Origin of the sequence: Agromyces soli, from assembly GCF_022811605.1 — a bacterium.
In the GTDB taxonomy this organism is placed as follows: domain Bacteria; phylum Actinomycetota; class Actinomycetes; order Actinomycetales; family Microbacteriaceae; genus Agromyces; species Agromyces soli.
In genome coordinates this window covers 3,681,997-3,703,713 of record NZ_CP094533.1, presented here as the reverse complement: position 1 = coordinate 3,703,713, position 21,717 = coordinate 3,681,997, and the positions used below count along the sequence as shown (strand labels likewise).

The window sequence follows — 21,717 nt, the reverse complement described above, 5'->3', positions numbered from 1 at the left end:
TCGGCGGGGAGGCGCGGCGATGAGCGTGGCGCTGGCGCCCAGGCGGGCACGGACGCGGGACACGGATCCGGTCGGCGGGGAGGCGCGGCGATGAGCGTGGCGCTGGCGCCCAGACGGGCGCGGACGCGGGATGCCTCGGAGCTCCGCGCGCTCGCCGAGGCCGGCGCCGCGGAGCTGGCCGGAGGCGAGGGCGGCGAGGCGAGCGCGCACGCCGTCGTCGCGTGGGTCGCGCGCCACTTCGACGCCGAGCTCGCGGCCGTCGCCTGCTCGATGGCCGACGCCGTGCTGCCGCACCTCGTCGCGCAGTCGCTGCCGGGCGTCGACGTGCTCTTCCTCGACACCGGCTACCACTTCGCCGAGACGCACGAGACGCGCGACGCCGTGGCAGCGGGACTCGACGTCCGCGTGGTCGACGTGCGGCCGGCGCAGACGGTCGGCGAGCAGGACGCCGAGTTCGGCGCGGAGCTCTTCGCCCGTGAGCCCGGTCTCTGCTGCCAGCGCCGCAAGGTCGAGCCGCTGCGGGCCGCGCTCGCCGGCTACGAACTGTGGTTCACGGGCGTGCGCCGCGACGAGGCGCCCACTCGGACCGGCACGCCCCTCGTCGCCTGGGACGAGCGCAACGGCCTCGTGAAGGTGAACCCGCTCGCGGCCTGGACCTTCGAGGAGCTGGGCGACTACGCGGGCGCCTTCGGGGTGCCGGTGAACCCGCTCCTCGGCCGCGGCTACCCCTCGATCGGCTGCGAGCCCTGCACGAAGCCGGTCGCCGCCGGAGACGATCCGAGGTCCGGCCGCTGGGCCGGCCTCGCCAAGACGGAATGCGGGTTGCACGGATGACGACACTGTTCACGGCCGAGCCGACGCTCGGGACCCGGATCGCGTGGGACGCCTCGAGCCGGCTCGAGGTGCTCGACCAGCTCGAGGCCGAGGCGATCCACATCATCCGCGAGGTCGTCGCCGAGTTCGAGCGGCCCGTGCTGCTGTTCTCCGGCGGAAAGGACTCGGTCGTCGTGCTGCACCTGGCCCGGAAGGCGTTCTGGCCGGGCCGGGTGCCGTTCCCGGTGCTGCACGTCGACACGGGGCACAACTTCCCCGAGGTGCTGGCGTTCCGCGACGAGACCGTCGCGCGCCTCGGCATCCGCCTCGAGGTCGCCCGCGTGCAGGAGTACCTCGACGACGGCCGGCTGCAGGAGCGCGCCGACCGCACCCGCAACCCGCTGCAGACCCAGCCGCTCCTCGACGCCATCGCCGCCGGCCGGCACGACGCCGTCTTCGGCGGCGCGCGCCGCGACGAGGACAAGGCGCGGGCGAAGGAGCGCATCCTGAGCCTCCGCGACGAGTTCGGCCAGTGGGACCCGCGCAACCAGCGCCCCGAACTGTGGAGCCTCTACAACGGCCGGCACACCCCGGGGCAGCACGTGCGGGCCTTCCCGATCTCGAACTGGACCGAGCTCGACGTGTGGCGCTACCTCGAGCGGGAGCGGATCGAGCTGCCGCCGCTGTACTTCGCCCACGAGCGCGAGGTGTTCCGCCGCGACGGCATGTGGCGCGCGGTCGGCGAGCACTCGCTGCCCCGCCCCGACGAGCCCGTCGAGCGGCGCACCGTGCGCTACCGCACGGTCGGCGACATGAGCTGCACCGGCGCCGTCGAGTCCGACGCGGCCGACCTCGCCGCCGTCACCGCGGAGGTCGCCGCCTCGACGCTCACCGAGCGCGGGGCGACCCGCGCCGACGACCGGATCTCCGAGGCCGCCATGGAGGACCGCAAGAAGGACGGGTACTTCTGATGAGCACGCTGCTGCGCCTCGCCACCGCCGGCTCGGTCGACGACGGCAAGTCGACCCTCGTCGGGCGGCTGCTGCACGACGCGAAGGCGATCCTCGCCGACCAGTTCGCGCAGATCGAGTCCGCCAGCCGGGCCCGCGGCTTCGGCGGCGACGCCGGCGGCTTCGACTTCGCCCTGCTCACCGATGGGCTGCGCGCCGAGCGCGAGCAGGGCATCACGATCGACGTCGCCTACCGGTACTTCGCGACCGACCGGCGCTCGTTCATCCTCGCCGACTGCCCGGGTCACGTGCAGTACACGCGGAACATGGTGACCGGCGCGACGACCGCCGACGCGGTGGTCGTGCTCGTCGATGCGCGCAAGGGCGTGCTCGAGCAGACCCGCCGGCACCTCGCCGTCGTGCGCCTGCTGCGCGTGCCGCACGTCGTGGTCGCCGTGAACAAGATCGACCTGCTCGACTACGAGGCCGAGCCGTTCGAGCGAGTGGCCGAGGAGGTCGCGGCCGTCGCGCGCGAGCTCGGGCTCGACGGGGTGCACGTCATCCCGGTCTCCGCGCTCGCCGGCGACAACGTCGTGGAGCGCTCGGCGAACACCCCCTGGTACCGGGGGCCGGCGCTCCTCGAGCTGCTGGAGGCGCTGCCCTCGGCCGCGGAGCTCGCGGCGGAGTCCGCCGACGACGGCGAGCCGTTCCGGCTCGACGTGCAGCTCGTGCTGCGGCCGCAGGGCGCGCTCGCGCCCGAACTCGCCGCGGTGCCGGGCGCCGAGGCCGAGTACCGCGACTACCGCGCCTTCGCGGGGCGGATCACGGCCGGCGTCGTGCGTCCCGGCGATCGGGTGCACGTGCTGCCGGCCGGCGTCACGACCACGGTCGTCGCCGTCGACACGGCCGACGGGGAGCTCAGCGAGGCGCGGGCGCCGCGCTCGGTCGCACTGCGGCTCGCCGACGAGGTGGATGCCGCGCGCGGCGCCGTCGTCGTCGCCGCGTCGGCGGTGCCGGATACGGTGCGCGAGCTCGAGGCGGAGCTGTTCCAGCTCGACGCCCGTCCGCTGCTCCCGGGCGCGCGCGTCCTCGTGAAGGCGGGCACCGCGACGGTCCCCGCGCTCGTCGCGGAGATCACCGGCCGCCGCGACCTCGACACCCTGCGCACCGAAGCGGCCGACCGCCTCGAGACGAACGACATCGGCCGGGCCGTGCTCCGGCTCGGCGCGGCGCTGCCCGTCGAGGAGTACGCGGCGAGCCGCGCCGCCGGCGGCTTCCTCGTCATCCACCAGCAGGACGGCGCGACGCTCGCCGCGGGCACACGCTCGAGCGCCTGAGCCCGCTCCGCACGACCGATCCCCATCCGATGCATCCCACCGCGATCCCCGAGGAGGCGACCACCATGCACCACCGCACCATCCGAGCCAGCCGCATCACCCGAGCGATCGCGATCATGGCGGCCGGGGCCGCGCTGCTGAGCGGCTGCGCCGCGACCGCGAGCGCCGACGGCGGAGCGGATGCCTCGTCGGCCCCGGCCGCGGAGCTCCGCCTCGGCTACTTCGCGAACGTCACCCACGCGCCCGCCCTCGTCGGCCTCGAGGAGGGCTTCTTCGCCGACGCGCTCGGCGACACGAAGCTGCGCACCGAGGTGTTCAACGCCGGGCCCGCCGCGGTCGAGGCGCTCTCGGCCGGCGCGATCGACGCCGCCTACCTCGGGCCGAACCCGGCGATCAACACCTTCGTGAAATCCGGCGGCCAGTCCGCGGTCATCGTCGCCGGGGCGGCCTCCGGAGGCGCGGCGCTCGTCGTCCGCGACGGCATCGACGAGCCCGCCGACCTCGCCGGCACGACGCTCGCGACGCCGCAGCTCGGCAACACACAGGACGTGGCCCTGCGCACGTGGCTCGCCGAGGAGGGCTTCGCCACCGACACCACGGGCGGCGGCGAGGTGCAGATCACCCCCACCGAGAACGCGCAGACGCTCACCCTGTTCCAGCAGGGGCAGCTCGACGGCGCCTGGCTGCCCGAGCCGTGGGTGTCCCGGCTCGTGCTCGAGGGCGGCGCACACGTGCTCGTCGACGAGGCCGAGCTCTGGCCCGACGGCGACTTCCCGACCACGGTGCTGCTCGTCTCGAAGACCTTCCTCGACGAGCATCCCGAGACCGTGCGGGCGCTCGTCGAGGGGCACGCCGAGGCCGTGCGCTTCCTCGCCGACGAGCCCGAGCAGGCCGCCGCCGACCTGAACGCGAAGCTCGCCGCCGACACCGGCAAGCCGCTCGACGACGCGGTGCTCGCCCGGGCGCTCGATCACGTGCGGTTCACCGTCGACCCCGTCGCGGGGGCGTTCGAGCAGGTGCTCGCGAACGGCGTCGCCGCCGGCACCGCGAAGGACGGCTCCATCGACGGCCTGTTCGCCCTCGGCATCCTGAACGAGGTGCTCGACGCCCGCGGCGAGCCCGCGGTCTCGGCCGCCGGGCTCGGGACGGAGCGACCGTGACGGCGATCCGGCTCACCGGCGTCGGCAAGCGCTTCGGCGGCCCGCGCTCGCCGCAGGTGCTCGACGGCATCGACCTCGAGGTCGCCGAGGGCGAGTTCGTGTGCCTGCTCGGCGCCTCCGGCTGCGGCAAGTCGACGCTGCTGAACCTGGTCGCCGGGCTCGAGACGCCGACCGCCGGCGCCATCGAGGTGCCCGGCGACGGGGCGGCGGTGATGTTCCAGGAGTCGGCCCTGATGCCGTGGCTCACCGCCCGGCGGAACGTGGAGCTCGCCCTGCGGCTGCGCGGGGCGCCCAGGGCCGGGCGGCGCGCCGAGGCCGAACGGTTGCTCGAGCTCGTGAACCTCGCCGACGCCGCCGATCAGCGGCCGCACGAGCTGTCGGGCGGGATGCGCCAGCGCGTCGCGCTCGCCCGTGCGCTCGCGCAGGACCGCACCGTGCTGCTCATGGACGAGCCCTTCGCCGCGCTCGACGCGATCACCCGCGACCTGCTGCACGAGGAGCTCGAGCGGGTCTGGCGGGAGACCGGGCGCACCATCCTCTTCGTCACGCACAACGTGCACGAGGCGGTGCGCCTCGCGCAGCGCATCGTGCTGCTGTCGAGCCGGCCGGGACGTGTCGCCGGCGAGTGGCGCACGGACGCCTCGGACCTCGACGCCCAGTCCGTCGCCCGGGAGATCACCGAACGACTGCGGAAGGAGATCGCGAGCAATGCCGCCTGAACTCGTGCGCGACGCCCTCGCGGAGGAACCCCTGACCGCGGAGGAGCGCCGGACCGCGGCGGGGGCGCCGACCCCGTCGCCCGTCCCGTCCCCGCCGAGCGAGCTGCGGGCCCTGGAGGCCGGGCTCGATCGGCTGCAGACCGCGCCCGCCGAACGGGAGCCGTGGTGGCGGCGGACCGCCCGCGGCATCCTGCCCCCGATCGTGCTGCTCCTCGTGCTGCTCGTCGCGTGGCAGGCGTACACCGTCCTCGCGCAGCCCCGGCCCGACCTGTACCCCGGGCCGCTCGACGTGGTCGCCTCGATCGGCAGCGCCTGGGAGTCCGGGCGGTTGCAACTGGCGGTCGGCACGAGCCTCGAGCGCGGCGCCGTCGGCTTCCTGGTCGCCGTGGCGATCGGCACTCCGATCGGCCTCCTGCTCGCCGAGTCCCGGCCGCTGCAGCGCGCGTTCGGCCCATTCGTCTCCGGCCTGCAGGTGCTGCCCTCGGTCGCCTGGGTGCCCGCCGCGATCATCTGGTTCGGGCTCTCCGACGCGACGGTGTACTTCGTCATCCTGATGGGCGCCGTGCCCTCGATCGTGAACGGTCTCGTCGCGGGCGTCCGCCAGGTGCCGCCGCAGCTGCGCCGCGTCGGTCGGGTGCTGGGCGCCAACCGGGCCGAGCTCGCCGCCCTCGTCGTGCTGCCCGCCGCCCTGCCCGGGTACCTCGCCGGGCTCAAGCAGGGCTGGGCGTTCTCGTGGCGCTCGCTCATGGCCGCGGAGATCATCGCGACGGGCGGCTCGATCGGCTTCGGCCTCGGCGCGCTGCTCGATCAGGGCCGGCAGCTCGCCGACCTCCCGACGGTGTTCGTCGCGATCCTCGCCATCCTCTTCATCGGGATCCTCGTCGAGCTCGCCGTCTTCGCCCCGCTCGAGCGGGCGCTGCTGCGCCGGCGCGGGCTGCTGCCCTCCGGAGGTGCGCGATGAGCGGCGGGCGCGGGCTCGTGCAGCTCGTCGGGGCGGGCCCCGGCGACCTCGGCCTGCTGACCGTGCGCGGCCTGCGCGCCATCGAGGCCGCCGAGGTGATCGTGGCCGACCGGCTGGGCGCCCGCGCGGTGCTCGACCAGCTCGAGGCGGAGCGCGGGTGTCCGCTCGACGCCGAGATCGTCGACGTCGGCAAGCGCCCCGGCCATCACGCCGTGCCGCAGGAGGGCATCATCGCGCTCCTCGTCGAGCTCGGGCTCGCCGGCCGCCGCGTCGTGCGACTGAAGGGCGGCGACCCGTACGTCTTCGGTCGCGGCGGCGAGGAGCTCGCCGCGTGCCGTGCCGCGGGCGTCGACGTCGAAGTCGTGCCCGGCATCACGAGCGCCATCTCGGTGCCGGCCGTCGCCGGCATCCCGCTGACGCATCGCGGTCTCGCCACCGCGTTCACCGTCGCGACCGGGCACGATCAGATCGCCGAGCTCGGCGGTGCGCGCGACCACACCGTCGTGCTGCTGATGGGCGTCGGCACGCTCGCGAACTCGGCGACGACGCTCGCCCGGGGCGAGCGCGGCGCAGGCTGCCCGGTCGCGATCGTCGAGGACGGCTACGGCGACGGTCAGCGGGTGACGATCGGGACCCTCGACACGATCGCGGCGCAGGCGGCGCTGCGCGGCGTCCGCTCACCGGCCGTCGTCGTCGTGGGCGATGTGGTGCGGCTGAGCCCGTACGCCCCCGCCGAGCTCGCCGTGGACGGCCACGCCGTCGCCGTCGCGCACGACCCCTTCGCGCTGCGAAGCGCGCCGTCCGATCCGGTCGCGCCGCGTGGCGCGCCCTCCGAGAAAGGCTCCAGATGACCCTCCCCGCCCTCCGCGTCGCGATCGTCGGCGCCGGCCCCGCCGGCGTGTACGCGGGCAAGCTGCTGCGCACCGCCGTCGCCGAGGCCGGCGGCACGGTCGCGATCGACCTCTTCGAGTCGCTGCCCGCGCCGTACGGGCTCATCCGCTACGGCGTCGCGCCGGACCATCCGCGGATCAAGGGGATCGTCGCCTCGCTGCACGAGATGCTCGACGAGCCGGGCATCCGCTTCCTCGGCAACGTCGAGATCGGTCGCGACCTGGGCCTCGACGAGCTGCAGGCCCGCTACCACGCGGTCATCCTCGCGACGGGCGCGATCCGCGACGCGGCGCTCGAGCTTCCCGGCGTCGGCTTGCCCGGCTCCTACGGCGCGGCCGACTTCGTCGCCTGGTACGACGGGCACCCCGACGTGCCGCGCGAGTGGCCGCTCGACGCGCGCGAGATCGCGGTGATCGGCAACGGCAACGTCGCGCTCGACGTGGCGCGCATCCTCGCGAAGCACCCCGCCGAGCTGCGCGGCACCGAGGTGCCCGAGAACGTGCTCACCGGGCTCGAGGCCTCGCCCGTCACCGACGTGCACGTCTTCGGGCGACGTGGTCCCGCCGACGTGAAGTTCACCCCGATCGAGCTGCGGGAGCTCGGCGAGGTGCCGGGCGTCGACGTGGTGCTCGACGAGGCCGACTTCATCGCCGAGGACGCCCTCGCCGCAGCCGGGGAGGTGCCGGCGGGGCGGACGAACCAGGTGAAGATCATGCTCCGCACGCTGAACTCGTGGCGGGGGCGCAGCACCGGGGCCCCGCGCCGCCTGCACCTGCACTTCCACCATGCCCCGGTCGAAGTGCTCGGCACCGAGCGGGTCGAGGGCGTGCGCTTCGAGCGCACCGAGGTGCGCAGCGACGGGGTGGTGCGGGGCACGGGGGAGTTCCGCGACGTCGCCGTGGGCGCCGTGTACCGTGCGGTCGGCTACTTCGGCTCGCCGATCGCCGGCGCGCCGTTCGACCCGGCTCGCGGCGTGGTGCCGAACGAGGCGGGGCGGGCGCAGGGCGACGGCGGCGCACCGGTGCCCGGGCTCTACGCCACCGGCTGGATCAAGCGCGGCCCGATCGGGCTCATCGGTCACACGAAGAGCGACGCGATGGAGACCGTCGCGAACCTCGTGGCGGACGCGGCGGCGGGCCGCCTCGCGGCGCCCGTCGTGGCGGATGCCGAGACGGAGGTGCTGGAGATGCTCGACGCACGCGGGGTGGAGTTCACGACGTGGACGGGATGGCTCGCGCTCGACGCGCACGAGCGCGGCCTCGGCGAGTCCGACCGGTACCCGCGCGAGCGGGTCAAGCTCGTGCCGCGCGAGGCCCAGGTGCGGGTCTCCAGACAAGGCGCGTTCGCCCCGAGGTGAGGGCGCCCGAGGTGAGGGCGCCCGCGCTGCGGGGCGCTCAGCCGCGGCCGTACTTCTTGTGCACCGCCTGCTTGCTGACCTCGAGCGCGAGGGCGATGAGCTGCCAGCTCGATCCCTGCGCCCGGGCGCGCCGAACCGCGAGCGCTTCGGCGCGGTCGAGCTCGCGGGTGAGTTCGACCCGGGCCCGGTGCAGCTCGCGGAGCGCGCGGTAGGGGTCGTCGCCGTCCGCTGCGGCGATCGCGGTGGAGAGTCCGGTCACGTCCATGCCGTCAATCATCGTTGACGGCATGGACGTTGTCAATCGAAGTTGACCGGGGTCGTTCGCGGTGGGACTCAGAGCACCGCCGAGGACTCGAGGCCCGCCTCGTCGAAGTCGACGTCGCGGGTCTCCTTCGAGACGAGCAGCGCGACGAGCGTCAGCACGCCCATCGCCGACAGGTAGATGCCCACCCAGAACGGGCTGCCGCCGCCGGCCTGCCACAGCGCCACCGCGATGAACGGCGCCACCGCGGCGCCGAGGATCGAGGACACGTTGTACGAGATGCCCGAGCCCGTGTACCGCACGTTCGTCGGGAACAGCTCGGGCAGCAGCGCCCCCATCGGGCCGAACGTCATGCCCATCAGCGCGAAGCCGACCACGAGCCAGGTCATCACGCCCGCGAAGCCGGCCGAGAGCAGCGGCACCCAGACGAGGCCGAAGACGATGATGCCGAGCGTCACCCAGATGAGCGTGCGGCGCCGCCCCCAGCGGTCGGCCCACGGGCCGGAGAGCAGCGTGAAGACACCGAAGAAGAGCACGCCGCCGATGAGCATCAGCACGAAGGTGTTGTACGAGTAGCCGAGGCCGGGCAGGGCGCCGTCGGCGGCCTCGACGGGCGCGCGACCGTAGCTCAGCGAGAACGTCGTCATCAGGTAGAAGAGCACGTACGTCGCGAGCATGAAGAAGGTGCCGAGGATGAGCTGGCGCCAGTACTTGCGGAAGACCGTGGCGAGCGGCAGGCGCTGGATGCGGCCCTGCTTCGACGCCGTCGAGAACGCGGTCGACTCGACGAGGCGCAGACGCACCCAGAGGCCGACGGCGACCATGACGATCGAGAACAGGAACGGGATGCGCCAGCCCCAGTCGAGGAAGGCCTGCGAGGGCATCGAGGGGTCGTCGGAGGGCAGCGCGGCGGCGATGATCAGGAACAGGCCGTTCGCGATGATGAAGCCGATCGGCGCGCCCAGCTGCGGGAAGGTGCCGTACCAGGCGCGCTTGCCCTTCGGCGCGTTCTCGGTGGCGACGAGCGCCGCGCCCGACCACTCGCCGCCGAGGGCGAAGCCCTGCGCGATGCGCAGGATGACGAGCAGCAGCGGGGCGAACCAGCCCACGGCGAGGTAGGTCGGCAGCACGCCGATGAGGAAGGTCGCGATGCCCATCGTGAGCAGCGCGCCGACGAGCGTGGCCTTGCGGCCGACCTTGTCGCCGAGGTGCCCGAAGACGACGGCGCCGAGCGGGCGGGCGACCATCGCCGCACCGAACACGGCGAACGAGGACAGCAGCGCCGTGGTCGCGTCGCCGGTCGGGAAGAACAGGTGCGGGAAGACGAGGACCGCCGCGGTCGCGTAGACGTAGAAGTCGTAGAACTCGATCGTCGTGCCGATGAGGCTGGCGAGGATGACCCGGCTGCGCGGATTGGCCGGCGTGGCGGGGGCGGTCGATGGGGCTGACATGCTGCAGAGACTCCGTGCGGTTCGAGGCCCCGGCGGACTGGCGTCGGTCTGGCGTCGGTTCCGCTGGTGGCGGGATGATCTGCTGCTTGTGGCAACCCGCCAACCTTACGCGCGGCGGCTCCGCGCGGCGGCTCCGCTGCGACGAGCGGTCGCATCCGGGCGACGAACGGCGGGCGGCGGGTCAATCGAAGGTTCGAAGCGGCGGATCGCCCGGCTGGCTAGGCTGGGAGCATGGACACCATCTTCACCGTTCTGCACGTCGTCACCGCGGTCTTCATCGTCGGGCCGATGGCGATCATCCCGATGACGGCGATGCGGGCGGTGCGCGCGGGCAACGCGGCGCAGGTCCGCGTGCTCGCGAAGTCGACCACGATCTTCAGCTGGCTCTCGCTCATCGTCTTCGTGCTCGGCTTCGGCGTCATGGGCATGGCCGACGAGAAGTACGGCCTGAGCTTCACGACGCCGTGGATCCTCTGGTCGATCATCCTCTACGTCATCGCCTTCGGCCTCAGCGTCTTCCTCGTCGTGCCCGCGATGAACAAGGGCGCCGACGCGCTCGAGGCGAGCACGACCGCGAGCGCCGGCGGCGCCGCGGCCGCCGAGAAGTCCGGCTACCCGGCGATCGCCGCGGGCAGCGGCATCGTCTCGCTGCTCCTCGTCGCCGTCGTCGTGCTCATGGTCTGGAAGCCGTAGCGGCACCCCGTTCGCGCCGAAGCGCCTCGGAACCGACCGGTTCCGAGGCGCTTCGTCGTCGCGGGCGGGATGCCGGCTAGGCGCCGACGAGCCCGCGCAGCACGCGCGCGGTCGCGATCGCGGCCTCGGCGGCCTCGCGTCCTTTGTCCTCCTTCGAGCCGGGGAGCCCGGCCCGGTCGAGGCCCTGGCGTTCGTCGTCGAGGGTGAGCACACCGAAGCCCACGGGCTTGCCCGTGTCGAGCGCGACCCGGGTGAGGCCGTCGGTCGCGGCCGCCGAGACGTACTCGAAGTGCGGCGTGCCGCCGCGGATGATGACGCCGAGGGCGACCACGGCGTCGGCACCGGCCTCGAGCGCCGCCTTCGCGACGACCGGCAGCTCGAAGCTGCCGGGCACCCGCACCAGGCGGTGCGCGGCGCCCGCCGCGTCGAGGGTGCGCGTCGCGCCGGCGATCAGCCCGTCGGTGATCTCGTCGTGCCAACTGCCGGCGACGACGACCACGTCGAGGCCGGAGCCGTCGAGGTCGAGGGTCGAGCTGTCGAGGTTGGGGGAGCCGGCTCCGCTCATGATGCGTGTCCTTCCAGGAGTGCTTCAGCCGCGGCATCCGCGAGCTGCTGTTCGTCGATCTGGTGCCCCATCCGGGCGGCCTTGGTCTCGAGGTAGCGCTGGTTGCCGCGGCCGACCCCGACGACGAGCGGCAGCCGCTCGGCGACGTCGACGCCGTGCTCGGCGAGCTGGCGCACCTTCTCGGGGTTGTTCGTCAGCAGGCGCACGCGCGTGACGCCGAGCTCGGCGAGGATGGCGCTCGCCGCGCCGTAGTCGCGGGCATCGGCCGGCAGGCCGAGGGCCACGTTCGCGTCGAGGGTGTCGAGGCCGTCCTCCTGCAGCCGGTACGCCCGCAGCTTGTTGATGAGGCCGATGCCGCGCCCCTCGTGCCCCCGCAGGTAGACGACGACGCCGCCCTCGCGCTGGACGATCTCGAGCGCCGCGTCGAGCTGCGGCCCGCACTCGCACTTCAGCGAACCGAGCGCCTCGCCCGTGAGGCACTCGGAGTGCACCCGGACGATGGCGCCGTCCGCGACCGCCGCGGGGTCGCCGGACAGGATCGCGAGGTGGTCCGCGCCGGTCTTCCGGTCCCGGTACGCGCGCACCCGGAACTCGCCGAAGCTCGTCGGCAGCAGCGTCTCGACCTCGAAGTCGACCCGCGCCGACTCGGCGATCGCGGCGGCGGCGGGGGCATCCGCGCCGACCGCGGCGTCGCCGTGGGCATGCAACCAGTCGACGAGGGCGGCGACGGTCGTGACCGGCAGCCCCTCCTCCTCGCCGAGCTCGATGAGGCCGGGCAGGCGCATCATCTCGCCGTCGTCGGCCACGAGCTCGCCGATCACGCCGACGGGCGACAGCCCCGCGAGCCGCATCAGATCGACCGCGGCCTCGGTGTGGCCCGCACGTTCGCGCACGCCGCCGTCGACGGCGCGGAGCGGCAGGATGTGCCCGGGCCGGATCAGCCGCTCGGGCGTCGCCTCCGGGTCGGCGAGCACGCGCAGGGTGTGCGCGCGGTCGGCCGCCGAGATGCCGGTCGAGGTGCGGTCGGCCGCGTCGACCGAGATCGTGTACGCGGTGCCGCGCACGTCCTCGTTGCGGGCCACCATGGGCGGCAGCTGCAGCCGGTCGGCGAAGGCGTTCGGCATGGGCGCGCAGAGGAAGCCGCTGGTGCGGCGGACCATCCAGGCGATCCACTCCTGCGTCGCGAACTCGGCCGCCATGATGGCGTCGCCCTCGTTCTCGCGCGCCTCGTCGTCGGCGACGATCACGGGCTTGCCCGCGCGTAGCGCGTCGAGGACTTCGGGGATGGTGGCGAGGCTCATGCCCGCACCTCCTGCTCGTCGGCGAGGGAGCTCGGCAGTTCGCGCCCCTCGAAGCGGTGCAGCCTCGCGACGTGGCGCGCGAGGATGTCGGTCTCGATGTTCACGAGCTCGCCCGGCCGCCGCTCGCCGAGGGTCGTCGCCTGCAGCGTCTCGGGGATGAGCGACACCTCGAACCAGTGGCCGGCGTCGGGGCCGGCGGCGGTCGTGCCGACTTCGCTCACCGTGAGCGACACGCCGTCGACGGCGATCGAGCCCTTGTCGACCACGAGCGGGGCGTGCGCGTCGTCGAGGGAGAAGCGCACGACGCGCCAGCCGTCCTCCTGGCGCACCTCCAGCACCTTCGCGGTGCCGTCGATGTGGCCCTGCACGATGTGCCCGCCGAGGCGGTCGCCGACGCGGGCGGCGCGCTCGAGGTTCACCGCGAGGCCCTCGCGGGCGGCGTCCAAGGTCGAGACGGCGAGCGTCTGGCCCATCACGTCGGCGGTGAAGCGCTCCGCGTCGAAGTCGACGACCGTGAGGCAGACCCCCGACACGGCGATCGAGTCGCCGTGCGCGACGCCCTCGACCGCGAGCGGCCCGCGGACCGTGAGCCGGGCGGCGTCGGCGCCCCGCTCGACGCGCTCGATGCGGCCGAGCTCTTCGATGATGCCGGTGAACATGTCAGTTCCCTTCGGTGGGGGTGGTCGGTGCGGCCCGATGGGCGACGAGGAGCACGTCGTCGCCGAGACGCTCGACGGCGGAGAACGTGAAGCGCGGGGCCGCGGAGATCGTGGGCACGCCGAGTTCGCCGAGGGCGAGCCCGGGCCCGCCGAGCAGGGTCGGCGCGAGGTAGACGAGGAGCTCGTCGGCGAGGTCCGCCGCCAGGAACGCCGAGGCGAGCGTCGGCCCGCCCTCGACGAAGAGGGAGCGGATGCCCCGCGTCGCGAGGTCCTCGAGGGTCGCGGCGAGCTCGGGGCCGTCGTACTGCAGCAGCTGGTGCGGGTGCCGGCGCAGGGCAGCGCCTGCGGGCACCGCGCGGCGGCCGAAGACGACGGGCACCGGCTGGTGCGCGAGCAGGGCGCCGTCGGCGTCGCGGGCGGTGAGCGCGGGATCGTCGGCGATGACGGTGCCGGTGCCGACGGCGATGGCGTCGGCGGCGGCGCGCCGGCGGTGCACGTCGGCGCGGGCGGTCGGGCCCGTGATCCACTGGCTCGTGCCGTCCGCGGCGGCGGCGCGGCCGTCGAGGCTCGACGCCCACTTCACGGTCACCCGCGGGCGGCGGGCGCGGGCGGCGAAGAGCCAGTCGCCGATCGCGGCCTCCACCTCGTCGGAGAGGAGGCCATGCTCGACCTCGACACCCGCGGCACGCAGCCGCTCGGCGCCGCCGCTCGAGGCGCGGCCGGGGTCGGCGACGGCGTAGACGACGCGGGCGACCCCCGCCTCGACGAGGGCGACGGCGCAGGGGCCCGTGCGGCCCGTGTGGTTGCAGGGCTCGAGCGTGACGACGGCGGTGGCGCCGTGCGCCGCGCCCGCGGGGAGCTTCGCGAGGGCGTCGACCTCCGCGTGCGCGGTGCCGGCGCCGCGGTGCCAGCCCTCGGCGAGGGGCTCGCCGGCGGGGGAGAGCAGCACGCAGCCGACCTGCGGGTTCGCACCCGTCGCGGGGCCGCGGCGGGCGAGCTCGATCGCCCGTCGCATCGCGCGGAGCTCCGCGTCGTGGCCTGCCGTCATGTCCGTCCTCGTGGTCGAGGCTCCGGGGTGCGCGGCGCGCCGCATCATCGGCCGGATGCGCGAACGCACCTCGGCCGACACGTGCCGCCTCCCATCCGGACTTTCACCGTCGGTACCGGAGTTCCACCGGTTCAACCGCTTGTGCCCCCGAAGGGACGCTCACGGCTCGCGGACTGTTACCGCCGGCTCGGAATTGCACCGACCCCGGAGCACGTTGTCGTGTTCGATTCTAGGTCAACGCGCCGGACGCCGGACTATTCCCGCGGTCACGGGGCGACACGGTGACGCTAGCCGTGCTCCACGAGCGCGCGGGCCGTGCCCTCGTCGGTGATGAGATCGGTGATGAGCCCCGCGGCGATCGCCCCGCGCAGGCTCGGCAGCTTCGCGCGCCCCGACACGACGCAGATGCGGCGCGGCGCGCGGCGCAGCACGCCGAAGTCGGGGCCGGTGGCTCGTTCGTTCAGCGGGATGCCCTCGCTCGAGCCATCCGCCCGGTAGAAGACCGTGGCGACGTCGCCGACGACGCCGTCCGCGCTGAGTGCGGCGTAGTCGTCGCGCTCGAGGTAGCCGCCCTGGTAGACCCGGCTCGCGACCTCGGCGAAGGGCGAGCCGACGCCGAAGAGGGCGACGTCGAGGCGGCCCTGCAGCTCGAGGAGCCGTTTGGTGCTGCGCTCGCGCCAGAACGCCTCCTTCGTGGCGGGGTCGTCGAAGAAGGCGGGCACCGGGAACTGCTGCACCTTCGCGCCGAAGGCGTCGCCGAAGCGACGCAGCAGCTCGCTCGCGTAGAGGATGCCGGTGGTGCGGAGGTTGCCCGCGCCGTTCAGCTGCACGATCTCGCTGTTGTGCGTCGACTTGGGGACGAGGTGCCGGCTGACGGCGCTCATGGTCGAGCCCCAGGCGACCCCGACGAGCTGGTTCGAGTCGATGAAGCGGCCGAGAATCCGTGCAGCCGAGAGCGCCACCCGGTCGAGCCGATCGACGTCGCTCGCCTGATCGGGCACCGGCACGACGTGCGCGGCGATCTCGTGGCGTTCGAGGATCTCCTGCTCGAGCCGGCTCGGCAGATCGAGCGGGGAGTGGATGGAGATCTCGACGAGCCCTGACGCCCTGGCGTGGCTCAACAGGCGCGAGACCGAGGAACGGGAGGTGTGCAGCTCCGCGGCGATGGCGTCCATCGTGAGGTCCTGCATGTAGTACAGGTGCGCCGCGCGCAGCGCGTCGCGGGTCTTGCCCGCCGGCACCTCGGGGCTGCGGTCGGGGTCGTCCTGCGGGGTCCAGGTCATCGCCGGTCTCCTTGCACGTTTGTGCACGCGAGTTGAAAGAAGGTTCGCGCGCGTTCACGATGTATTCATCCACAGACGGGACGCTTCTGGCAAGCCCGTCGGCACCGTCGAAAGGACCGGGATGAGCCACACGTCGACGTCGACGCATCCGACCGCCGCGGAGCGGCCCGAGATCGCCGAGCTGCGCGCCCGGCCGACCGCGCAGGTCGTCGTGATCGGCGGCGGCATCAACGGCATCGCGACCTTCCGCGATCTCGCCCTGCAGGGCGTGGACGTCGTGCTCGTCGAGCGCGACGACTTCGTCTCGGGCGCCTCCTCCGCCTCCTCGCACATGATCCACGGCGGCATCCGCTACCTCGAGAACGGCGAGTTCCGGCTCGTGCAGGAGTCGGTCACCGAGCGCAACGCGCTCATCCGCCTCGCACCGCACTACGTCAAGCCGCTGCAGACGACCGTGCCGATCTTCTCCACCTTCTCGGGCATCCTCTCGGCGCCGCTGCGCTTCCTCACCCACCGCTCGGGCAAGCCGACCGAGCGCGGGGCGCTGCTCATCAAGACCGGCCTCACGATCTACGACGCCTTCTCCCGCGACGGCGGCAGCGTGCCGCGCCACCGCTTCCTGGGACGCACGCGCACCCTCGCCGAGCTGCCGAAGCTGAACCCCGGCGTGAAGTACACCGCCACCTACTACGACGCGAGCATGCACGACCCCGAGCGGCTCGCCCTCGACGTACTGCACGACGGGCTCGCCACGGGCGCCCACGCCCGGGCCGCCAACCACCTGGAGGCCGTCGGCCTGGGCGCCGGCGGCGTGCGCGTGCGCGACCGACTGAGCGGCGCCGAGTTCGAGCTCGCCGCCGACGTCGTCGTCAACACCTCCGGGCCGTGGACCGACCTCACCAACGAGGCGCTCGGCCACCAGACCCGCTTCATGGGCGGCACCAAGGGCTCGCACATCGTGCTCGACCACCCCGAACTCCTCGAGGCCACCGGGGGTCGCGAGATCTTCTTCGAGCACGAGGACGGCCGCATCGTGCTGATCTACCCGCTCAAGGGGCGCGTGATGGTCGGCACCACCGACCTCGAGCACGACATGCGCGAGCCCGCCGTGTGCACCGAGGCCGAGATCGACTACTTCTTCGAACTCGTCGCGCACGTTTTCCCGGACATCGCCGTGGACCGCTCGCAGATCGTCTACCGCTTCTCGGGCGTGCGCCCTCTGCCCCGCCACGACGAGACCCAGCCGGGCTTCGTCTCGCGCGACTACCGCATCGAGCGGGCCGAGGCGCCGGGCCGCCGCGGCACGACCGTGCTGAGCCTCGTCGGCGGCAAGTGGACCACGTTCCGGGCGCTCGCCGAGCACCTCGCGAACGAGGTGCTCGAGCTCCTCGGCACCGAGCGCCGCCGCAGCACAGCCGGCCTCGCGATCGGCGGCGGCGCGGGCTACCCGACGACGCCGGACGCCCGCCGGGTGTGGGTCGTGTCGCACGGCGACGAACTCGGCGCCGCGCGGGCCGAGGAGCTGCTCGAGCGCTACGGCACCCGCGCCGAGGCGCTCATCGACGAGCTCGAGCCCGCCGAGGACCTCGTGCTCGCGAACCACCCCGGCTACAGCCGGCAGGAGATCGCCTGGCTCGTGCGCCACGAGCGCGTCGCCCGGCTCGACGACCTCGTGCTGCGCCGCACCAGTATCGCCTTCACCGGCACCGCCACGCTGCCGCTCCTCGAGGAGCTCGCGGCGATCGCGGGCGAGGTCCTCGGCTGGAGCGCCGAGCAGCGGACGGCGGAGGTCCAGGCGACCCGCACGCTCCTCGCGGAGCGGCACGGCGTGCAGCTCCCGGAGCTCGAGGTCACCGCCGCCCAGTAGCGGGCACCGGGTGCACATCTGCACGGATGTGCACCCGAAAACGCTCCGCACCGGGCACTTCCCCGGATAGCGTGCAGCAGGGCCCCTCGGCCCGATGTCACACCGGGGGCGGCGACCCGTGCCGCCCCGCCCATTGAAAGAAGGTCAACGTGGACAATCTCGGCGTCCTGTTCCTCTCGGAACTCGTCGGAACCGCCCTGCTCGTGCTGCTCGGCACGGGCGTCGTCGCCAATGTCGCGCTCGTGCGCAACAAGGGCTTCAACGGGGGCTTCCTCATGGTCAACATCGGCTGGGGCCTCGCGGTCTTCGCCGGTGTGGTCGTCTCGTACGCCTCCGGCGCGCACCTGAACCCGGCGGTGACGCTCGGCCTCGTGGCGAACGGCGCGGAGGAGTTCGGCAACGCCGCGATGGGTACCACCGTCGCCGTGTCGTTCGTCTCGGTGCTGACCTACCTCGGCGCGCAGATGCTCGGCGCGTTCCTCGGCGCCGTCGTCACCTGGCTCGCGTACAAGCAGCACTTCGACGCGGAGCCCGAGGCGGCGAACAAGCTCGGCGTGTTCTCGACCGGCCCGGCGATCCGCTCCTACGGCTGGAACCTGGTCACCGAGATCGTCGGCACGTTCGTGCTCGTCTTCGTCGTGATCGGCTTCGGCCGCAACGGCGACACCTCGGGGCTCGCCGCCCTCGGCGCCCTGCCCGTCGCGCTGCTCGTGATCGGCATCGGCGCCTCGCTCGGTGGCCCCACCGGCTACGCGATCAACCCGGCCCGTGACCTCGGCCCGCGCATCGCGCACGCCATCCTGCCGATCAAGGGCAAGGGGTCGAGCGACTGGGGCTACTCCTGGGTGCCCGTGCTGGGCCCGATCATCGGCGGCGTCCTCGCCGGCCTCGCGGCGATCCCGCTGCTCCCGGTCCTCGGCTGAGCCGCACCGATCCCCACCCACCACCCGCACTGACAGCAACGGAGTTCTCAGATGGCTGACTACGTCCTCGCGATCGACCAGGGCACGACCTCGTCGCGCGCGATCATCTTCGACAAGTCCGGTTCGATCGTCTCGACCGGACAGCTCGAGCACGAGCAGATCTTCCCGAAGGCCGGCTGGGTCGAACACGACCCGAAGGAGATCTGGAACAACACCCGCGAGGTCATCGGTCAGGCCCTGGCCAAGGCCGACCTGACCCGCCACGACATCGCCGCGGTCGGCATCACCAACCAGCGCGAGACCGCCGTCGTCTGGGACAAGACCACAGGCGAGCCCGTCTACAACGCGATCGTCTGGCAGGACACCCGCACCCAGGACATCGTCGACCGCCTCGCCGCGGACGGCGGCGTCGAGCGCTTCAAGGCCAAGGTCGGCCTGCCACTCGCGACGTACTTCTCGGGCACGAAGATCGTCTGGATCCTCGAGAACGTCGAGGGTGCGCGCGAGAAGGCCGAGGCGGGGGACCTCCTCTTCGGCACCACGGACAGCTGGGTGCTCTGGAACCTCACCGGCGGGGTCGACGGCGGCGTGCACGCCACCGACGTCACCAACGCGAGCCGCACGATGTTCATGGACCTCGAGACCCTCGCCTGGGACGACGAGATCCTCGCGGCCTTCGGCGTGCCCCGCTCGATGCTGCCCGAGATCAAGAGCTCGTCCGAGGTCTACGGCGTCGCCGAGGCATCCAGCCTGCTGCGCGAGACGCCGATCGCCGGCATCCTCGGCGACCAGCAGGCCGCGACCTTCGGCCAGGCCGCGTTCGAGGCCGGCGAGGCGAAGAACACCTACGGCACGGGCAACTTCCTGATCTTCAACACCGGCACGGACATCGTGCACTCGAAGAACGGGCTGCTCACGACGGTCGGCTACAAGCTCGGCGACGCCCCCGTGCACTATGCGCTCGAGGGCTCGATCGCGGTCACCGGCTCGCTCATCCAGTGGCTGCGCGACAACCTCGGGCTCATCTCGAGCGCCGCGGAGGTCGAGGAGCTCGCGAAGGGCGTCGAGGACAACGGCGGCGCGTACTTCGTGCCGGCGTTCTCGGGCCTGTTCGCGCCGTACTGGCGCCCCGATGCCCGCGGCGCGCTCGTCGGCCTCACCCGCTACGTGAACAAGGGGCACATCGCCCGCGCCGCGCTGGAGGCGATCGCCTTCCAGACCCGCGACGTGATCGAGGCCGTGAACGCCGACGCCGGTGTGGACCTCACCGAGCTCCGCGTCGACGGCGGGGCGACGGCGAACGACACCCTGCTGCAGTTCCAGGCCGACATCCTCGGCGTGCCGGTCGTGCGACCGGTCGTCGCGGAGACCACAGCGCTCGGCGCGGCCTACGCCGCCGGCCTCGCGGTCGGGTTCTGGTCGGGCCTCGACGACCTCAGTGCGAACTGGCAGGAGGACACGCGCTGGACCCCGTCGATGGACGAGGCCGAGCGCGCACGGCTCGACCGCAACTGGAAGAAGGCCGTCACGAAGACCCTCGACTGGGTCGACGACGACGTGCGCTGAACGGGGGGCGGGGCCCTCGGCCCCGCCCACCGATGCCGCGCACCCGGGTCCTGGGGAGGACCCGAAGGGGAGGACGGGCCGGATGCCGAGGCATCCGGCCCGTCCGCGTTCCCGGAAGTCTCAGCCCAGTCGCTCGATGAGGAGCACGGATGCCTCGTCGAGCGTCGTCGCCTCGAGCACGCCGAGCTCCCGGGCGAGGGCGGCCTCGGCGGGATCGGGCGTCGTGTCGACGCGGTTCAGCCAGACGCCGAGCAGGCCGGCCTCGGCCGCCCCGATGGCGTCGGTGCGCAGCCGGTCGCCGACGTACGCGACGGGCCCGGGCGGGCCGGTCTCGGCGAAGCGTTCGACCGCGGCACGGAAGATCGCCGGGTCGGGCTTGGCGACGCCGAGCGCGCCCGAGGCGATGACGTGCTCGAACCGCTCGGCGAGGCCGAGCCGGTCGAGCTTGGCGAGCTGGAAGTCGAGCTCGCCGTTCGTGATGACGCCGAAGCGCACGCCCGGCAGGCCCGCCTCGAGCGCCGCGAAGCTGCTCGCGACGTCGGAGTGGAGGCTCCAGGACGAGCGGTAGTGCGCGAAGTACTCGTCGAACCAGGCGCCGGCCGCCGGGCCGCCGAGGGACTCGCCGTGGGCGAGGGCGAAGTCGCGCGCCCTGGCCCGCCGCTGCCCCTCGAACGTCAGCTCGCCCGCGAGATAGGCGTGGTAGTGCCGCTCCTCGAGCTCGTGCCAGAGCGCGGGCACGTCGAGCCCGGCGACCGCGTCGTATGCCCGGATGCGCATGTGCTGCTCGATGCCGAGCCGCACGGCCTCGCGGTGCGCCATCAGCGTGTCGTCGAGATCGAAGAGCACGACGGGTGCCGGGCGGTGCGCCTCGGCCGGGGCCGGCTCAGCGGCGGCGGAGGAAGCCGACACGCTCGTACACCTGGGCGAGCACGCGCTCGGCGCGCTCGGAGGCCTTCTCGGCGCCGATGGCGAGGAGCCGGTCGAGCTCCGCCGGGTCGTCGAGCAGCTCGAAGGTGCGCGTGCGGAACGGCTCGAGCCGCTCGACGACGAGCTCCGCGAGCTCCTTCTTGAGGTCGCCGTAGCCGCGTCCCTCGTAGCGGGCCGCGATCGTCTCGATCGGCTCGCCGCTCGCCGCCGCGTAGATGTCGAGCAGGTTCGAGATCCCGGGCTTCGCCTGCCGGTCGTAACGGACCTCGCGCTCGGCGTCGGTGACCGCGCTCTTGATCTTCTTCGCCGTGATCTTCGGGTCGTCGAGGAGCCTGACGAGGCCGGCCTCGGAAGCGGCGGACTTCGACATCTTCGCCGAGGGGTCCTGCAGGTCGTAGATGCGCGCGGACGTCTCGGGGATGTAGGCCTCGGGGATGACGAAGGTCTCGCCGTAGCGGGAGTTGAAGCGGCCGGCGAGGTCGCGGGTGAGCTCGAGATGCTGGCGCTGGTCGTCGCCGACGGGCACGAGGTTCGTCTCGTAGAGGAGGATGTCGGCGGCCATCAGCACCGGGTAGGTGAAGAGCCCGACCGTCGTCGACTCGGCGCCGTAGCGCTGCGACTTGTCTTTGAACTGGGTCATGCGGCCGGCCTCGCCGAAGCCGGTGATGGTGCCGAGCACCCAGGCGAGCTCCGCGTGCGCAGGAACCTGCGACTGCACGAACAGCGTCGAGCGCTCGGGGTCGATGCCGGCGGCGAGGTACTGCGCGGCGGTGCGCCGAGAGCTCTCGCGGAGCTTGGCCGGGTCCTGGGCCACCGTGATGGCGTGCAGGTCGACGACGCAGTAGATGGGGTCGACGGTGTCCTGCAGGGCGACCCAGTTGACGAGTGCGCCGAGGTAGTTGCCGAGATGGAGGGAGTCGCTCGACGGCTGCATGCCGGAGAAGACGACGGGTCGTTCGGTGCTCATGGTGTCCTCGATGAAGT

General features: G+C 73.2%; 21 protein-coding genes and 1 riboswitch. Of the genes, 12 read left to right on the top strand and 9 right to left on the bottom strand.

Features of this window, described 5'->3' with window-relative positions:
- The first annotated feature begins 90 nt into the window (after nucleotides 1-90).
- Genes MTP13_RS17690 through MTP13_RS17655 form a run of 8 tightly spaced genes read left to right on the top strand, consistent with a single transcriptional unit; the run spans nucleotide 91 to nucleotide 8,188 of the window.
- A complete protein-coding gene (locus MTP13_RS17690) occupies nucleotides 91-834 on the top strand; it encodes a phosphoadenylyl-sulfate reductase (protein WP_243568954.1) in 744 nt (247 codons plus the stop codon).
- Nucleotides 831-1,784 (top strand): sulfate adenylyltransferase subunit CysD, encoded by a 954-nt coding sequence (gene cysD / locus MTP13_RS17685; RefSeq protein WP_243568953.1) that lies wholly within the window; start codon nucleotides 831-833, stop codon nucleotides 1,782-1,784. Before MTP13_RS17690 ends, cysD begins: the two co-directional genes overlap by 4 nt.
- Nucleotides 1,784-3,100 (top strand): sulfate adenylyltransferase subunit 1, encoded by a 1,317-nt coding sequence (locus tag MTP13_RS17680; protein WP_243568952.1) that lies wholly within the window; start codon nucleotides 1,784-1,786, stop codon nucleotides 3,098-3,100. Before cysD ends, MTP13_RS17680 begins: the two co-directional genes overlap by 1 nt.
- Nucleotides 3,101-3,129: 29 nt before the next feature.
- Nucleotides 3,130-4,260 carry an ABC transporter substrate-binding protein gene (locus MTP13_RS17675; protein WP_243568951.1) on the top strand — a complete coding sequence of 377 codons (1,131 nt, stop codon included), beginning with the start codon at nucleotides 3,130-3,132 and terminating at the stop codon, nucleotides 4,258-4,260.
- 5 nt (nucleotides 4,261-4,265) lie between these two features.
- Nucleotides 4,266-4,979, top strand: coding sequence for an ABC transporter ATP-binding protein (locus MTP13_RS17670; protein ID WP_243570882.1), 714 nt, complete (start codon nucleotides 4,266-4,268; stop codon nucleotides 4,977-4,979).
- Nucleotides 4,969-5,940, top strand: a complete 972-nt coding sequence (locus MTP13_RS17665) for an ABC transporter permease (RefSeq protein ID WP_243568950.1) — start codon at nucleotides 4,969-4,971, stop codon at nucleotides 5,938-5,940. The genes MTP13_RS17670 and MTP13_RS17665 overlap by 11 nt, the downstream gene beginning before the upstream one ends.
- Complete coding sequence (cobA, locus tag MTP13_RS17660) at nucleotides 5,937-6,791, top strand: uroporphyrinogen-III C-methyltransferase (RefSeq protein ID WP_341680762.1); 855 nt, start codon at nucleotides 5,937-5,939, stop codon at nucleotides 6,789-6,791. Before MTP13_RS17665 ends, cobA begins: the two co-directional genes overlap by 4 nt.
- The gene (locus MTP13_RS17655; protein ID WP_243568949.1) at nucleotides 6,788-8,188 is read left to right on the top strand and encodes an FAD-dependent oxidoreductase; all 1,401 of its coding nucleotides are present in this window, start codon (nucleotides 6,788-6,790) and stop codon (nucleotides 8,186-8,188) included. The genes cobA and MTP13_RS17655 overlap by 4 nt, the downstream gene beginning before the upstream one ends.
- A gap of 37 nt (nucleotides 8,189-8,225) precedes the next feature.
- Here MTP13_RS17655 and MTP13_RS17650 read toward each other — a convergent pair whose 3' ends face one another.
- Nucleotides 8,226-8,453 carry a hypothetical protein gene (locus MTP13_RS17650; RefSeq protein ID WP_243568948.1) on the bottom strand — a complete coding sequence of 76 codons (228 nt, stop codon included), beginning with the start codon at nucleotides 8,451-8,453 and terminating at the stop codon, nucleotides 8,226-8,228.
- 68 nt (nucleotides 8,454-8,521) lie between these two features.
- Nucleotides 8,522-9,901 carry an MFS transporter gene (locus tag MTP13_RS17645; protein ID WP_243568947.1) on the bottom strand — a complete coding sequence of 460 codons (1,380 nt, stop codon included), beginning with the start codon at nucleotides 9,899-9,901 and terminating at the stop codon, nucleotides 8,522-8,524.
- Between the two features lie 231 nt (nucleotides 9,902-10,132).
- On the opposite strand from MTP13_RS17645, the gene MTP13_RS17640 reads away from it, so the two are divergent.
- A complete protein-coding gene (locus tag MTP13_RS17640; protein WP_243568946.1) occupies nucleotides 10,133-10,594 on the top strand; it encodes a DUF2269 family protein in 462 nt (153 codons plus the stop codon).
- A gap of 76 nt (nucleotides 10,595-10,670) precedes the next feature.
- On the opposite strand, the gene ribH is transcribed toward MTP13_RS17640, so the two are convergent.
- From ribH to MTP13_RS17615, 5 genes are all read right to left on the bottom strand, one after another.
- Nucleotides 10,671-11,159: a 6,7-dimethyl-8-ribityllumazine synthase gene (gene ribH / locus MTP13_RS17635; protein ID WP_243568945.1), complete on the bottom strand. Its 489-nt coding sequence runs from the start codon at nucleotides 11,157-11,159 to the stop codon at nucleotides 10,671-10,673.
- The gene (gene ribA / locus MTP13_RS17630) at nucleotides 11,156-12,460 is read right to left on the bottom strand and encodes a GTP cyclohydrolase II (RefSeq protein WP_243568944.1); all 1,305 of its coding nucleotides are present in this window, start codon (nucleotides 12,458-12,460) and stop codon (nucleotides 11,156-11,158) included. Before ribA ends, ribH begins: the two co-directional genes overlap by 4 nt.
- On the bottom strand, nucleotides 12,457-13,119 hold the full coding sequence (locus MTP13_RS17625) for a riboflavin synthase (protein ID WP_243568943.1): 663 nt from the start codon (nucleotides 13,117-13,119) through the stop codon (nucleotides 12,457-12,459). Before MTP13_RS17625 ends, ribA begins: the two co-directional genes overlap by 4 nt.
- Before the next feature lies 1 nt (nucleotide 13,120).
- Nucleotides 13,121-14,167, bottom strand: a complete 1,047-nt coding sequence (ribD, locus tag MTP13_RS17620) for a bifunctional diaminohydroxyphosphoribosylaminopyrimidine deaminase/5-amino-6-(5-phosphoribosylamino)uracil reductase RibD (RefSeq protein ID WP_243568942.1) — start codon at nucleotides 14,165-14,167, stop codon at nucleotides 13,121-13,123.
- Nucleotides 14,168-14,244: 77 nt separating this feature from the next.
- Nucleotides 14,245-14,384, bottom strand: a riboswitch (FMN riboswitch).
- Between the two features lie 70 nt (nucleotides 14,385-14,454).
- A complete protein-coding gene (locus MTP13_RS17615) occupies nucleotides 14,455-15,450 on the bottom strand; it encodes a sugar-binding transcriptional regulator (protein WP_243568941.1) in 996 nt (331 codons plus the stop codon).
- Nucleotides 15,451-15,571: 121 nt separating this feature from the next.
- Between MTP13_RS17615 and MTP13_RS17610 the strand changes: the two genes are divergently transcribed.
- The 3 genes from MTP13_RS17610 to glpK all read left to right on the top strand — a co-directional run bounded on the left by MTP13_RS17610 (nucleotide 15,572) and on the right by glpK (nucleotide 19,806).
- On the top strand, nucleotides 15,572-17,317 hold the full coding sequence (locus tag MTP13_RS17610) for a glycerol-3-phosphate dehydrogenase/oxidase (RefSeq protein ID WP_243568940.1): 1,746 nt from the start codon (nucleotides 15,572-15,574) through the stop codon (nucleotides 17,315-17,317).
- A 149-nt stretch (nucleotides 17,318-17,466) separates the two neighbouring features.
- Nucleotides 17,467-18,240 carry an MIP/aquaporin family protein gene (locus MTP13_RS17605; RefSeq protein WP_243568939.1) on the top strand — a complete coding sequence of 258 codons (774 nt, stop codon included), beginning with the start codon at nucleotides 17,467-17,469 and terminating at the stop codon, nucleotides 18,238-18,240.
- 51 nt (nucleotides 18,241-18,291) lie between these two features.
- Nucleotides 18,292-19,806, top strand: coding sequence for a glycerol kinase GlpK (gene glpK, locus MTP13_RS17600; RefSeq protein ID WP_243568938.1), 1,515 nt, complete (start codon nucleotides 18,292-18,294; stop codon nucleotides 19,804-19,806).
- A gap of 120 nt (nucleotides 19,807-19,926) precedes the next feature.
- On the opposite strand, the gene MTP13_RS17595 is transcribed toward glpK, so the two are convergent.
- Together MTP13_RS17595 and trpS are read right to left on the bottom strand one after the other, a co-directional pair.
- Nucleotides 19,927-20,715 (bottom strand): HAD family hydrolase, encoded by a 789-nt coding sequence (locus MTP13_RS17595; protein ID WP_243568937.1) that lies wholly within the window; start codon nucleotides 20,713-20,715, stop codon nucleotides 19,927-19,929.
- Nucleotides 20,690-21,700: a tryptophan--tRNA ligase gene (gene trpS / locus MTP13_RS17590; protein WP_243568936.1), complete on the bottom strand. Its 1,011-nt coding sequence runs from the start codon at nucleotides 21,698-21,700 to the stop codon at nucleotides 20,690-20,692. Before trpS ends, MTP13_RS17595 begins: the two co-directional genes overlap by 26 nt.
- Nucleotides 21,701-21,717 lie beyond the last annotated feature (17 nt).